This is a genomic window from Nitrososphaera sp., assembly GCA_039938515.1.
In the GTDB taxonomy this organism is placed as follows: domain Archaea; phylum Thermoproteota; class Nitrososphaeria; order Nitrososphaerales; family Nitrososphaeraceae; genus Nitrososphaera.
On record JBDUUL010000015.1, the window covers coordinates 95,980 to 110,835 of the forward strand.

At 46.4% G+C, this 14,856-nt stretch carries 10 protein-coding genes and 1 tRNA gene; 3 read left to right on the plus strand and 8 right to left on the minus strand.

Annotation, left to right across the window (positions count from 1 at the left end):
* Positions 1-150: 150 nt before the first annotated feature.
* On the plus strand, positions 151-2,061 hold the full coding sequence (locus tag ABI361_08560) for a sensor histidine kinase (GenBank protein ID MEO9320709.1): 1,911 nt from the start codon (positions 151-153) through the stop codon (positions 2,059-2,061).
* Between the two features lie 811 nt (positions 2,062-2,872).
* Here the strand turns inward: ABI361_08560 and ABI361_08565 are convergent.
* From ABI361_08565 to ABI361_08575, 3 genes are all read right to left on the minus strand, one after another.
* Complete coding sequence (locus tag ABI361_08565; protein MEO9320710.1) at positions 2,873-3,157, minus strand: Lrp/AsnC ligand binding domain-containing protein; 285 nt, start codon at positions 3,155-3,157, stop codon at positions 2,873-2,875.
* A 334-nt stretch (positions 3,158-3,491) separates the two neighbouring features.
* Positions 3,492-3,607, minus strand: a tRNA-Phe gene (locus tag ABI361_08570).
* A 65-nt stretch (positions 3,608-3,672) separates the two neighbouring features.
* Positions 3,673-3,861: a hypothetical protein gene (locus ABI361_08575; protein ID MEO9320711.1), complete on the minus strand. Its 189-nt coding sequence runs from the start codon at positions 3,859-3,861 to the stop codon at positions 3,673-3,675.
* A 129-nt stretch (positions 3,862-3,990) separates the two neighbouring features.
* On the opposite strand from ABI361_08575, the gene ABI361_08580 reads away from it, so the two are divergent.
* The gene (locus ABI361_08580) at positions 3,991-5,262 is read left to right on the plus strand and encodes a hypothetical protein (GenBank protein MEO9320712.1); all 1,272 of its coding nucleotides are present in this window, start codon (positions 3,991-3,993) and stop codon (positions 5,260-5,262) included.
* 782 nt (positions 5,263-6,044) lie between these two features.
* On the opposite strand, the gene ABI361_08585 is transcribed toward ABI361_08580, so the two are convergent.
* The 4 genes from ABI361_08585 to ABI361_08600 all read right to left on the minus strand — a co-directional run bounded on the left by ABI361_08585 (position 6,045) and on the right by ABI361_08600 (position 9,447).
* A complete protein-coding gene (locus ABI361_08585) occupies positions 6,045-6,320 on the minus strand; it encodes a hypothetical protein (GenBank protein ID MEO9320713.1) in 276 nt (91 codons plus the stop codon).
* Between the two features lie 98 nt (positions 6,321-6,418).
* Positions 6,419-7,087 (minus strand): hypothetical protein, encoded by a 669-nt coding sequence (locus tag ABI361_08590; protein ID MEO9320714.1) that lies wholly within the window; start codon positions 7,085-7,087, stop codon positions 6,419-6,421.
* Between the two features lie 268 nt (positions 7,088-7,355).
* On the minus strand, positions 7,356-8,519 hold the full coding sequence (locus tag ABI361_08595) for a DUF2252 family protein (protein MEO9320715.1): 1,164 nt from the start codon (positions 8,517-8,519) through the stop codon (positions 7,356-7,358).
* Between the two features lie 154 nt (positions 8,520-8,673).
* The gene (locus ABI361_08600) at positions 8,674-9,447 is read right to left on the minus strand and encodes a hypothetical protein (protein MEO9320716.1); all 774 of its coding nucleotides are present in this window, start codon (positions 9,445-9,447) and stop codon (positions 8,674-8,676) included.
* Positions 9,448-9,867: 420 nt separating this feature from the next.
* Between ABI361_08600 and ABI361_08605 the strand changes: the two genes are divergently transcribed.
* Entirely contained in the window at positions 9,868-11,109 is a 1,242-nt protein-coding gene (locus ABI361_08605; protein ID MEO9320717.1) for a glutamate-cysteine ligase family protein, read from the plus strand.
* Positions 11,110-11,140: 31 nt separating this feature from the next.
* Here the strand turns inward: ABI361_08605 and ABI361_08610 are convergent, their stop codons facing one another.
* A complete protein-coding gene (locus ABI361_08610; GenBank protein ID MEO9320718.1) occupies positions 11,141-14,785 on the minus strand; it encodes a hypothetical protein in 3,645 nt (1,214 codons plus the stop codon).
* Positions 14,786-14,856: the final 71 nt, after the last annotated feature.

A 14,856-nucleotide genomic window follows, 5' to 3' on the forward strand; every position in this document is an offset into this window, starting at 1 on the left:
TAGCAAGCAGAACTTGCTGCAAATCAGGGTTTGTATAGAAATAGATCGGCTTTGAAACTACAAAACTCGATTTTCGGTGGGTATACATTTATCTACCATAACATTACTTCGTGGGAAGTTAAATAGTCGCTTTTCTAGAAGACTGTTAGCTTGCACATTGCCAAATTTGTCGCAGGCTTTGGCATTATTGCTATTCTTGGGATCTCGTTTGTAGCTTACTTTGTCCTTCAATCAAACTATGAACAGGAGCTACGCTCGACAATGTTTGAGCAGTACAAACAGACACAGGTACAGTACGCAAGGTCTGTATCTCAGAACACTGGCTCAGACCTTGATTCGCTAATGCATAGGCTGCAGACGCTGTCTGCATATCCAACTATTCAATACGGTGACTTTACAGGTGCCAAGGCAGATCAGCTCTTGCAAGCGACGTACAACCAAACGCTTCAAAGCACCAATGTTGATGGCCTATTTTTGGTTGACCGGAATGACAAGATTGTGAACTATGTAAGCAATTCGACACATAAGCCCAACCTTGTCGGATATGACCTTTCGCATGCTGGTGCATATCGTGAGTATCTGGCGAACAGTCGCAAGCCGATCTTTTCTAATGCATACATCTTGCCTGAAGACGGCAGACTAAGAGTTGCTCTTTTTTACCCCATATACAATCAAGACACTGGCGAATATCTGGGAGCGACAAGGATGCCACTAGTGCTTCACGATTTTCTAAGCAAGTACGGCAATCTAGATGACATCAATTCGCAGTATATAGTCGTGCTTGACAAGAATGCAACCTTTCTTTCCACTCCTCTCAAATCAAACATTGGAGCCAACTACTTTAGCAAGCAAAATCAAGCAATCATAGCCAACCCATTAGACGTTGAACACTTTAGAACAGTATTGTCAGGCAAGGAGCACACGGCATTATTTGCAATCAAGAACTATGGAGAGAGGCTAAACACTGGTGAGCCTGTTATCCTGGATGGAAAGCAGCAATATTCAGTATTTGTCGTCACTCCAACTGCGGCCATCTACTCACAGATAGACACTGTCATTGCACAGCAGAGAACAGTATTTTATGTACTGCAGGCAGGAATTGCAGCTGGCATCGGTATAGCAGTATTCTTTCTGCTTCGATGGAACAGTGCGCTAGAGAGAGCAGTAAAGAAAAGGACAGCTGATTTGCAGGATGCTAACAAGGACTTGGAAGACGCCAACCAGAAATTAAGGCAGCAAGACCAGATGCAGCGCGAGTTTATCAATATAGCAGCTCACGAGCTTCGAACGCCAATACAGCCAATCATTGTTACAACAGAATTACTCGGTATTTCGCCAGAAGTAAAAGAAAGTGAAGCAGAGCAGGTGGTTGAGGTGACCAAGGGAGACTTGAGCATAATAGCTCGAAACGCAAAGCGCCTTGAAAGGCTGTCTTCAGATATTCTCGATGTAACCAGAATTGAAAGCAGTTCCTTTAGATTGCAAAAGCAAGAGTTTGACCTAAGCATGTTGGTCAAGCAAGTAGTGGAAGATTCAAGGCGTCAGGCTACTGAAGGGGTTGAAATAAGATTAGCAAATGATCAGCATATCAGCGTCTTTGCAGACAAACAAAGAATTACACAAGTACTATCAAACTTGCTAAACAATGCCATCCGGTTTACAAAGCCCCAAGGAACGATATATGTCGCAGTCCAGCCTATTCAAGGTAAAGATGAGAATAATCAGGTCAAGGTTACAGTTACAGATACCGGCTCTGGGATTGACAGAGCAATACTGCCAAGACTGTTTACCAAGTTCTCAAGCACTGTGAAGGCAGATTCTGGAACAGGCCTTGGACTGTATATTTGCAAGTCAATTATTGATGCTCATGGCGGTATTATTTGGGGTGAGAACAATCCGGACAACAAAGGCGCTGCCTTTGGCTTTATCATTCCAACCAAGCCAATTTCAGAGAATCAGAGTCATGCAGACGTACTTGCACGAGCTGTGGAGAAGCATGAAAGCCTTCAGTCAGATTCTGTTTACAGTTTGGCAAGAAAAGCATTTGGTAATGCGGATTAGGCAGTCTTGTGGACTATCTTCTTTTGCCGCTTCTTCAAGTTTGTTCGACTAGTGCTTCTGCGATTCTGTCATTGCGATGATCTCACTTTATTTACAATGACTGCGGCTCGTTCGTCGGGCTTTAAACGACCGCAGGAGGTAGCTGGTCCCTAATCTCGATTCTGTTGCGTCTTTTCTGGTGAGTCATTGTTAGCTCTCTAACTTGCTAGAAGCGTCTATAGAGATGAGCCAATCAACTATAGGCCATTACTGGTGCCGCGGGCGGGTTTATTTGGCGGGTAATTGGGAGCATCAACCCGGACGCAACAATGCTGTTAAGATGCCCGAACTGCGGGAGAAAAGAGCAAGTGCCCGATAACTTTTGGCATGAACTATACTGCTCTGATTGCGGTTCAAAATGCCTTGCTGTGCCGGAATAGTCCTTGCTGCACGGTTCACGCTGACACTGTCACGTTTATCTTCTGAGCGTCAAAGTAACCTTTTGGGAGACATTCAAGGCTAAAGCCGTTCGATTAAATAATGCAGCTCGCTCATTCAGCATGTAAGCATCCAAGATGCGTTTGTAGACACGACCTAGCTCTTGTTCCAATGATAACGCAAGATTTAGCGAAATGCGTTATTTGTGGTGCAAGAATGAGAATTGTAGAATCCGTATCTATCCACATATTGTCGTAGCGGATAAGGTAACTCAAGAGGGTAGATCACAGATTGAACAATTTATCACAAGTTAGAAGGAATAATCCATTGTTAACTTCCTTAACGATATCGGGTTCTACAAATCCATCCATGGCAAGAGTTAGTCGCCTGTATTTCACGCAGCATCTGTGCTGATTATTGGCCCCATTCCAGCCTGGGCGTTATAGACAATGTTTGTAAAGGTAGACAAGATTCCTGAAGTGCCTTTTATCCTTCTTACGATTTCACGCAATTTGTACAAATTCTCCGCTTCGACTCTGACAATCAAGTCGTAAATGCCAGCGGTTCGATAGACTTCTGACACCCCATTAATGCGCCATATGGCCTTTAGTGCTGATTCACTTTTGTCTAACCAGCAATTTGCAAGAACAAGGCCTGATATCATGGGTACACTAACCATGTCGAGTACTAAAGCATGTTACAATGCCTGCGCTGCGTTTTTGCGTGTTATTGGCTTGATGAACAGGCTTAGCTTTATCAGTAGCTGACCTATCCTGGGCTCTTGTTTGGGCAAGTTTGACTGCAACGAGCAGTGTCCGCATTCTCCAATGTTTATACGCAAAGGCCAGCCCAGCAAGACCACTTACGGTTATGGCCGAAAATACTGCAGCAGATGTGTGGCTATTTTCAAATCAGCGATAAATTCATGTCCATGCTGCAAGGCAATATTGCGCTCCTCTCCTAGAAAATCAGCCTCTGTTAGTGCAAGTAAAAGAGAATACAAAAGGTACTAGTGCCGCCGGTAAGATTTGAACTTACGACAGCTCGGTCTTCAGCTTCACTCCTTTCTTCTCTTCGTTTAAGAAAAGAAAGAAAGGTCGAGTGCTCTCCCGGGCTGAGCTACAGCGGCTTACTTGGTACTTTGCTATTACTATAAAGTCACTAGTTTGCTCGTTGCACTGATTTGACTTTGGATTAGCCTGCGATGGCGTTTAGTTTTGAATACTCGTCCGGCGAGAGGCGATGAAAAAGTAGCCCATAGAGCGCCTGCCTTAACTCTTCGCTATCTTTGAGAGAGGACGTCAAGGCACTGCAATCAATACCCAGACTATTCAAGTGAACGACAAAGTCGTCAATTGAGAGAATGCTTCCAGCAGAGTTCAAGATGGATTGCTCACGTATGAGCATAGATAAATAGCGCGGAAGAAAGTTCCATTAGCAGGCCAACTCTTAGTTTTCATATCCAATCACGGATTCTCAACTTTTTATACAACCTAAAGTGGTTCCAGAATATTGAGAACGAGCGAAAACGCAAAGAAGACTCTAATAGCATCATCACTTGCAGCTGTCCTTCTTGTGTCAGTTGTGACTTTGTCATTCGGTCCTAGACTTGCAAACGCCGCAGCATATACTCTGGATGAAAATACGTGCACGAGTGCGCTAGCGGGAACATGGGCAAGTAACACTTGCGAGGTTTCCGGACTTAACATTCAGCCCGCTGATTCATTGAAAATTCCCGCAGGAGTTATTCTGACTTTGGACGACGCAAATAACTTCAACCAAGGCATAATCGATAACAGCGGTGCCATTATTGTATCAACTGAGGCACTGTTAGTGAACACAGGAGAAATCCGCAACTATAATACAATAGTAATACAACCCGCGGTAGGTACTTTTGGTCCTGGAATCCTCGACGACACAAACGGCTCAATCTTCAATTTCTGTGCGCTTCCAATAACCGTTCATGGTACTCTACAAGGCCATTTGCCAGTATCAATTTGCTCAAGTATTTCAGTCTCGCCCATCGGAGCACCAGTAGGCGCTACGGTGAGAATAAGCGGTGTTAATCTTGCTCCAGACACACAGGTAACAGTCAAACTTGGCAACGTGGTTGCCACGACTTTACCAAGCACAATAACAACAGATTCGAGAGGAACATTCACCGCAACCTTTACTGTTCCTATAATGGCAGGCGGACCGACTGTCGTTAGTGCAGGTGAAGGCAGTACAGCATTTACTGTTCTTTCTACCATTTCATCAGGTGCCAACTCTGCTACAACTGGTGGAACAGTTTCTCTCAGCGGAACGGGCTTTGGATCAGATTCTGTTGTTGCCCTGACGCTTGACGGCGTGGCCCAGCCGACAACGCCTGTCATAGTATCTACAAATGCAAATGGTTTGTTTAACGCAACGCTCATAGTCCCGCTTACGGGAGAAGTCGCAGGCATTCATGAGATTGTAGCAGTTGACAGTTCGTCGCATTCTGCCTTCAGGCCACTCAGGATCGTACCATCAATATCTCTATCACCTGGCGCAAACACTGCCAACTCGACAGTAACTGTCAACGGAACGGGCTTTGCTGCATCTTCGACAATAACCCTGTCATTTGGAGCTTTGACACTTTCGAACACAACACCAAGTACCATAACAACAGACAGCACCGGCTCGTTTAGTGCAAGCTTTACAGTGCCGGCAAATGCACAGGCACGGACTTTCAATGTCAGGGCAATAGACGGCTCGGGAGATGCTGCAAGAAGTCCATTTACCGTGGTAACTGGCAGCTGAGGTGAGTTATGGAGCGTTACCATAGCTCTCCCAAATCTTTTTTACGCTACTTTAGCTCACTCCCGTTGTCTTTCATGCTTGACCTGTTTGCTATTCTTCTCCTCTAATAGCGAGTCTACCTTCTTAATCTGATACTCCTGGACCCTTTCAATGAAAGTGTGCTCGCTATTTCGTGATTCTTTTTCCAGGCGTATGTAATATCGACTTCTTTGTCCGGTCAGTAATTGGAAATAGTGAGTTGGATCTTTTGCGAAATCCCGTCTCGAATTATCAACTCAGTCGAGTACCCTAATCCTTAATCTTCTGCTGCATTTCTCGGGAAATTGTACATCTCAGGTTTAAGTTGATTGTCGACCACGCAAGAGAATTGAGTTCATGGGAAGATTCCGGCACAGGCCAAGCCATAGAAGGCATGACAGGTATCCAGTCAAAGATGCAAACGGCATCATTCATAGAATTGAATGGCTGTGCGACAAATGCAACCAGGTATTTTCAAACCACGAGAAACTAATTAGCCATCGGTGGGAAAAACACGCATACGTCTTTGCATTGCTGCTTCTTGGATGTGAGATTAATCGGATCTGCATATCACTTTCCTGCTGACTGCCAATGGTAAATCTCAAAAAGGGCCAGGGAGGCGCCATCCAAAGGCGGAAGTGATAGGTGGAATATTATGCGCTTGGCCTGGCCCTGATGCCTTGAGAATGATCTCAAGCGAACAAAAGATTAGGAGTGCGAGCAGTAGTACCGGTGGATTATGGTAGAACAGGCTTTGCCGTCAGCTATTCTTCGCGCCTTAAATAATAGTCAAGTGAGCCCTTTTCTCTTGCTTCCTGCTTGCGTCTTGCTACCTTTTCCTCCAGCTCTGCAATCATTCTTTGATTTGCCAAGATTACAGTCATGAGAAACGCTTCCTGCGGCATCTGTTCTTTTGCGTTGAATGCCGGTAGGAACTGCTCGGTTTCAGATAGCATTTGCTTGAACAGCTGCCTGTTTTCGTTCTTTAGAAACACCGAAAAGTTAGCCCAGCTTGCGAGCTCTTTTTCGTAGGTAGACATTGGCTAGATAGAATGCGAGGTATCAAATTAGTCGGATAGTCAGAAAAAAGAAGGGGTTTTGACCCCGCGTGCGAAGTCGGTTTGAGCAGCATACACTGCTATTCTACTAGAAAGACCGGCAGTTTTGTGCTAACATTGGTGCTGTTCTGGTATTGGATTACACCGCCAAACTGGAAAGAACCGTTAACGGTGTCGTGGTTAATGGCGGCCATTGTAAGTGATGCACAAGCAAAGTCAGTGTTCAGGCTGTCTATTCCATTGAGGCCACTGTGATTGAAAAGAACGACGCCCCCGCCGGGAGTATTGCAGATAATGTTAACATCCGTCTTTGCAAGAATTGCTTCAAAACTCATTGTAATGTGACCGCTGTAAGTTCTGTTGTTCACCTGAGGAAGGAATACTACCTGCAGGTTGTTACCAACTGAGCCAAATGGAGTAAGAGTAGTAGCGTTAGAGATGGCAAGCGAGTTGGGGCTTGAATTTAGTCCCTTGACCGAAGTTTGCAAGTTGTTGACCGAGTTTTGAATGTTATTTGCGCTATTTTGCAAGTTGTTTACAGACGACTGGCTTGCTTTTGTATTGACATTGTTTTGAATTGCCTGCAAACCATTTGTCGGGTCAGAAATCGCAGTCTGAATACCTGTCACAATAGACAATACGTCTTTGGTTCCAGCGGCAAAGGCTTGTGGCGCGATAAAGCCAGTTACCAGAATAGCCATCAGGCCGAAGGATAGCAGCTTCCATTTGTACTTAGAGAGTTCAAACATCTCATGCAGGCAAAGAGAAATCTAATATAAAAATATAACAAGGAGGCTAAGCTCTTTCTTGATATCAAGAATTTGCCGGGCCAGTCTGTATTAACCGGTCTGCGCATCGCGTGAGCTTGGCCATTTCATTTGTATCTGCGTTGTCTTTGACAAGTACCATGGAGTCAGTGGCGTCTATCTGCTCAATCCATACTTCGAAGCAAAAAGGGATGGCCCCACTGCATGCATACCATTAAACCACTCGGTATTAGCCGCAGGGTCCGCGAAGTCAGGCCTTGAACTTGTCTCTGAAGGATTGCCAGTCGGTGGTTATTTCTTGAACCACTGTCTTGCAGGCGCTGTAAAGCCACTCACTGTCACGCGAACCCAAATCATCGGCAATGGCACCAAGATGGCCGCGGGAAGAATTGGCCCGGAGGTGAACGTTGCCCAGCTCAGCACCCATCGAGCACAACAAAAGCGATTTCTTTCTTATGGCAGGCAGCATTGTCAGTTCTAGTTTCACGCAGTCCGGCGCAATGCGCCTGACAAGCCATCCTTCTGCAATCTGGCGCGACGCGTCGTCTGTCATTTCAAGAGTACGCTGCAAAACCTTCCTGTCCCACTTTCTCCCCTCCTGCCAGCAAGTTGCCGGCGGCCCAAGTTCCTTGAGTTCCTGGGCACAGTACCCCGGCTCTTCTCTAGAATCGTCCTTCTTTTGGCCCTGATAAATTGCGACAAACCTCAGATGGCCCAGGCTTCCCATTCCGGCCACCCGCCTGTGAAGCACAAATCCATCACGGCTTGCTTTAGAAACAATCGTTTTGAGGAGCCTGGCACGGGCTGCCGGAAGCACCTTGGGGCCGGCATAAGGCAGGCTGCGCATGTTCCGCCAAAAGCTTTCCGGATCGTCGAATGAACGCCTGGCTAATTTTGTCATAAAAGGTTCCTTTCGCTTTTTGAGCACAAACGGTTTGATTGACCCTCGCCGGATGCGTCGCAGGTATCCGTCCAGAATCGCCTGGCAGGCTTTGATGGGAGTGATTGCAAGCTTGTCTTCGCTGATTGCAATGATGGCGCTGGCAGAAAGCCGGAGAAGGTCATTCAGGTATGGAAGGGAATCGACCTCGTCAAAGTCGTTAATGCCCCACTCCAAGAGTCCTTTTGAGTTGCGGAATGTTCCGAAATTCTCGACGTGCACGTCTCCTACGCAGGCCAGGCGTGGGACATCCATTAATTTTGGAAATAGCTTTGGAAAAAGCTCTGCCCAGCGGTAATATGTTGCCCGGAAGAACAAAAATTTGCTCTCCCGCATTCTGATGTGTTTGAGCGTCAAGTCGTCTTCAACCAGCAGGATACTTCTCCTCAGGAATTCTTCATATTCCAAGGTTGACTGGACGATGCTTCTCAGGTTGTAGTCACTCCTGCAGGCACCGTCACTGTCAAAGTGCATCGCGAGATTAAAAGTAATGAATGGACGGGTCTGTCAAGTAAGGGGCGGATCATAAATATTGAGAAATTGGGGATTCGCCGCAGATTTGACATCGCCGAAAATTATATCTGACTTGCCATGTGAGAAGTGGCTACTATTATCTGCAATTACAACTTTAGTTACTCAGCTCTTCGAAGTGCTCCAGTATCCAGAGCATCTGTGCATTTGTGATGCAACCCAGCTGAGGAGACAAATCTAATGCTCGTAAGGCATCTAACAGGTGCATACCGAGCGGGCCATTAAAGGCCGTCTGATAGTCAGTTGTTGAATAGCTCGAAGGCAACGTGTCTTTTGTATAATTCGATAATCCGTGAGCAAGGGCAATTGCAGTACTCCAATCCACAGTTCGATTTAGCGTATCATTGAATGGATAGGTATTATCTCCTGCGCCTGTATTTCCTTGGTCTCCCGATGTCGAGTTGGAACTTGGATTGCCGGTATCATTACCACCGCCATTGTTTAGGTCACCGTTGCCGTCACTTGGTAACGCAAGTATTGTAAACTGGCATGTCAAGATTTGGTTTGGCGGGCTGGGAGGATTTCCTGCTTTGACTTTAACAGGATACGTACCTGCTTGGTCCGAACTGCATACAGAGTGCACACCCTTCAATTTGTGAAAGTCAGATGGGAACACCATCGAAACCGACTCGCCATAAGATACACGATGAGCTTGTGCCATACAGACGCCGTCAGGCGTGGAAACGAAAAACGACACTGTGCCAAGGCTCCCGTGCAAATTGTTTCTGAAAGTTATCGTCACTGACTGTAATTGAAAGATTGAATCGTGGCTAACCAAAAGCGCCTGTGACGTTGCGTATGCTTGTAAATGCGAAGGGAGTCCTGCAACAAGCAAGGCCACAATTGCAGCTAAGCAGGAACCTGCAATCATAGATCTAGGCTGAGTTAGTACACGGCGCACGCGTCAATTCCACCTCCTCAAACTAAACAACGCGTCAAAGATAAGGAGGACTTCTGGAATTTAGAACTACTAGAGCGGAATTCCTATTCGGGGGATAAAATACACGACTATAACGAGCCACCGCCATGTAGCCCGTAACAATTTACGTTCAGGAGGCTTCTCAAAATAAGGTCATTCTATCAAGGACATTCCTTATGAAATGAAATAAAACTAAGTCAGCGGTCGCAACCGACTTTCAAACAACCAGAACAAATTCAATACTATCTGTTTTGAAAAATGCATGAGGAAAAGGTGTATACTGGATATCTTTATCTCGATCTCTTATCCGAGTGGGAGTAGCCAAAGAAGAGCTTAAAGCATATGTGTTTCAAATGACTATCAGATTTTGCCTTGCAAGCTCGTACCTTAATAAAAAAACAAGCGCATGAGCTCAAATCAAAGGTCAAGCTACATGCAGGCAAATACGACGAAAATTTTCGTATTGGTGTAGAGGTTGAAATTTGTCTTTTAGACGATAAAGCCCAGCCTGTCAATGCCGCACCTCTTATCGAATCATTATCCGCAAAAGGCCATTCGGTTGACTTTGAATACGGAGAATCACAGCTTGAGTTCAGAACTGAGCCAGTTTCAATGAGAGATATTGAAACGCTCAATCTGCAGCTTGAAGACTTTGTTGGAGACCTCGACAGGGCGCTTAAGAAGATAAACGGGCATGTAATACCTGCATTTCTTGGAGCAAACCCATCTCCGTTCATATTGCAAGGATTAGTTGCTGACAAGCCAAGATACCGCCGGCTCGCTCGTTGGCAGAGTGATTTTCCTGATGTTGAGGTAGAGGGATACAAGTTTCCAGCCCTTCAGGTTGCAACCGCAATCCAAGGGTTTCATTTGCACTTGCAGGGCAGAGATCCAAATTATTCTGCCCAGATGTTCAACCACATTCTCAACCTAATCCCATCTGCTATCTTGCTTGGTGCTAATAGTCGTCTGTTTGCAGGCCATGTTTTTTCACTGCATGAGCCAAGGCTCTTCATGTATGACCAATCAGAACAACAAAACTCGGGCTTTCCACACGTACCCCGCTACCTCTCCGGAGTCGAAGATTACATAAACTACATTACGTCGCACAAGCCCGTAATCGCCAAGAATTACTTTGACTTGGAAAAAGAGCGACACGATGATGTAAGGATAAGGATGAACTCCGGCTCGTATCGTGTAGAAACACGTGTGATGTCAGTGCAACCCACGCCAAGAGCAATGATGGCAATAATAGAATTCTTTATTGGATACTTGCACATGGCAATTCATGCAGGTCACAAGCTGCGTCCACTCTGGATGCTCAGAGAAGAGCGACAGGAGGTTGTACGAGCAGGGTTTGGCGCTGATAAGCACCTAAGTCTCATTCGCACTATAAACGGACAGCTGGCGTTTGCGCGTAAGGGGCTAAAAGACTTGGGAATTAATCCTGCCTTTTTGGAGATACTCGAGACCAGGGTTGGAAGCAGGTCGAGCCCCAGTGACTACGTTGCGCGCAAATGGAAGTCTTGCTACGATGGCAACTTTGCAAAAGCAGTCGTAGAAGTAGTCTCTCATGTCTGGGAAAGAACACGCCATAACAGGGCGATTTATTGAATCAAGCACGCTCTGAATTAACAGGGCCTTGCTATGTATCCACTATCCCAATGCTTTCCATCGTTCCGTCATCCAATTTCGCTATTATGGAATGATTTCCTTTTGCAAGCTTCATTGTGCCAAGACTGAGGTTGAATGTGTAATCGTTCGATGTCGCATCGTATCTAAAGTAGTTGCCAAAGTTTGATTTACCGCTACTTATTCCGGGATTGTTCAGGTTGTCAACAAAGATAGTCGCATTTGCATTCCTTATCAAATGATTACCTGAATCAAAGAGCTGGAATTGCACCGGGATTGTCCTTGCGGAATTGTACGAGCCACCGCTAGTTAACGGAGCAACAAAGCCACCGAACGTGTAATGGACGTTGTATGTGATTGTCCTTTTAGCAACATTGCCGGCATTGTCGGTTGCCGTCACGTTGTAAGAGTGTACGCCAACCGTGCTCGTATCCAGGGTTGAAACGGACGCCACACAACTCGCGATTCCTGAAGTCACATCGTTGCATTTGAAAACTGGTGCTATCCCGGCTTGACGAAGTGTGAAGTTCTGTCCCTGTTGTGGAGAAGTAATTGTTGACGGAGTGGAATCGTAGTTGAAACTGAAACTACCTGTGGCAGTATTTCCCGCCCTATCAATGCATTGTCCATGAACAATGACCGGCGCGCCGTCAGGCCCTGGGTAATTCGAGGAAGGATCGCATGAAGCAATTCCGGACAAAGAGTCGTTTCCTGACCAGCTTATCAAAATCGTATGATTATACCAGCCACTTGTATCCGGCAGTCTGCTGGGTAGACCACTGACCAGTGGCCGCGTCTTGTCGATATTAATTCCAGAAATCAGCACGGTCGCGTTATTTCCAGCATTATCGATAGCGATACCTTGAGCAGTTTGGTTGGCCCCTTCTGCAGATAGCGTTATGGCCGGTGTTACAAAAGAAATCGTAGACGATGCATCACTTGCATTGAAGTAGATTGACACACTGGTGTTGTACCAGCCGGCTTGATTTGCGGGTTTACTCAGTGAGGCGGATATTTTCGGACCGCAGTCATTTTTGGCCAGATTTCCATTCAAGATTCCGGAATCGTTGAGTGATCCGCCGCAGGCATCACTGAAGGTCCCGGTGTTGTTAATCGTGGCGCCGGCCTCGTTATTGATTATGCCACTGTTTACAATGTTGGCACCGGCGGGGTTATTTATGATCCCAGAATTGTTGATAGTGCCAGAGTTGGTAATGGTCCCCGGTCCATCAAAGTTAGTTATGGTGCCCGAGTTGGTCAGAGTTCCAGAGTTTGTGAGGTTGCCAGAGTTTGCGATGTGAGCAGCGGCGTTGTTTGTGATGGTTCCGTCCGCGGCGTTATAGATTGTGCCGACCGCGTCGTTGGTCATGTTGCCGGAGTTGCTAACGGCGCCAGAGTTTGTGATGGTGCCATTTGTAGTTATGGTACCGTAGCTGATGAGAGTGCCGCCTGGCGTGCCGATAACCTCATTGTTGTTGAATATGCCATAATTTGTGAGGTTTCCTTCGAGGTTGTTGGTGATAGTAGCTTCATTAACGATGAGGCCGGCACTGGTGAAATTACTGTAATTTGTAATGTTGCCGCCAGGGTTGTTGGCTATCACACTTCCACGGTTGCCCATGAAGGTGCCAAAGTTGGCAATGAAACTCGAGCTTGAGATAAGTCCAGAGTTGTCAAGATTGCCGAGATTTACCGTGCCTCCAGAGTTTGAAATTGAGCCGGAATTAGAGAGGCTGCCGTAGTTGGTCAGCTGCCCCCCTGACTGGATAGTAAGCGTATTTCCTTTACTGATGGTGAGTGTCTGGCCAGGATTTATCGTAATAGTTACACTGGTGGGTACCTGGGCGTTGTAGTTTAGCATATAGCCTGAAGAGAACGTGGTGCTTGCAGCGGTTACGGTACCTGTGATTGTTCCGGCGTTTGTAATTGAACGAAGATCAGAGGTGAGTGACCCGAGATTTTTGATAAGGCCGCCAGAGTTCACGGCTATCGTTCCGCCGGCATTGTTCTTCATAGTTCCAGAGTTTGAGATAGTGCCCGAGTCAGAAATAGCGCCCGAGTTGATAAATTTGCCGCCAGAGTTCACGGTTATTGTACCTCCAGCATCGTTGGCAATGGTACTGCCTGCATAGCTGGTAATGGTGCTGCCAAGAAAGTTGGTAAGTGCAGCGCCGTTGTTGTTATGAATACTGCCGTGGTTGTTGATAAAGCCGGCGTCGTTGAACAGATTGCCAGAGTTGAAAATTTTGCCAAAGTTGTCGTTATTGACGCTTGCGCCAAAGCTGTTGTCTATGGTACCGCCGGAATTTGTGAGGCTAGCATCGTTGGTAATATTACCTCCGATAGTGTTGGAAATGATCCCTCCCGGGCTGTTCGCTAAGAGACCGCCGGCGTTGGTAATGGTACCGCCGGTATTGGAGATCGTGCCGGAGCTGGTAATGTTGCCGAGATTGTATATGAAGAGGCCGGGGTTGATGGGGATGCTGCCTCCCGAGGCAATGTAGAAAGTAGCGCCTGCATTGTTGTTGAGGCTGTAGCCCGAAAAGCTGCCCGAGTTGTTGATGGTGCCCCAGTTGTCGATTGTTCCTCCAAATTTGTTGTTGATGCTTCCACCGGGGTTGACGGTCAGGGTGCCGCCTAAGAAATTGGAGATTTGTCCACCGTTTATGGTACCAGAATTGGTGATGGTGGCGAAGTTATTATTAAAAATCGTGCCTGAGCTGGTAAGCGTACCCCCAACGCCATTTTTGATATCGCCGGCATTGTTCGTAATTGTCCCCGAGTTGGTCAGATCAAAGTTGTTGGTGATGGTGGCAAATGGGTTATTTGTTATCGTACCAGAGTTGGTGAGCGTACCGTTGTTGATTATGAAGGCAGAATTGGAGATGGCACCGGACTTGGTATTGGTAACTGATCCAGCGCTGGTGATTTTGAGGAAATTGGAGTTTGCTATCGTACCGGAATTAGTAATGTTACCTGAATTGGTGAATCCGCTGCCTGAACTGGTGATTGTTATCGTACCGGAATTAGTGATGGTACCCGAATTGGTGAATCCGCTGCCTGAACTGGTGATTGTAGCCGAGTTGGTAATGACACCCCCAATCCCGTTGTTGAATTTGCCAAAGTCGTTGTTTATTATGGCAGAATTTGAGACTGTGCCAAAGTTGCCAAACGTGCCGGTACTGTTGTTGCGGAGAATTCCGCCATAGCTGAGATTGATGCTGCCGCCAGAATTATTGATAAGCGAGCCGTTGTATGCGGTCTCGATGGCGGCGGTCTCGATATTGATAATACCCCCAGAGTTGTTGATTATGGTACCATTGACTACGGTGTCGCCAACGATGTCGATGGCGCTCCCATCTACAGCAGTAATATTGCCGCCATTGTTGTTAATTGTGCCTCCAAAGATATCAAAAGTTACTCCGCCGTTAATTGTAAGAGAATCTCCGCTGTTAAGTGTCAGCGTAAATTCGCTAACTAGGCACCTGTGCATAGTTTGATCCCAGCTAGGATTGCCAAATGGCAACGATTCGCACGTGAATTTGTCTACAACGTAGTAACTTGAAGACGCTGAAGCATTATTTGCCGGCATCGACAGCAATGCCATAGCGATTACCGCGAAAACAACTGCCGACAATAGTACCGTAAGATTTTTCATAACCGCCTTGAGTTAGTATAACTCTTTTATATAATTATGATCTTCCTCGGCTCTCGTAACTTGGCGGGGCA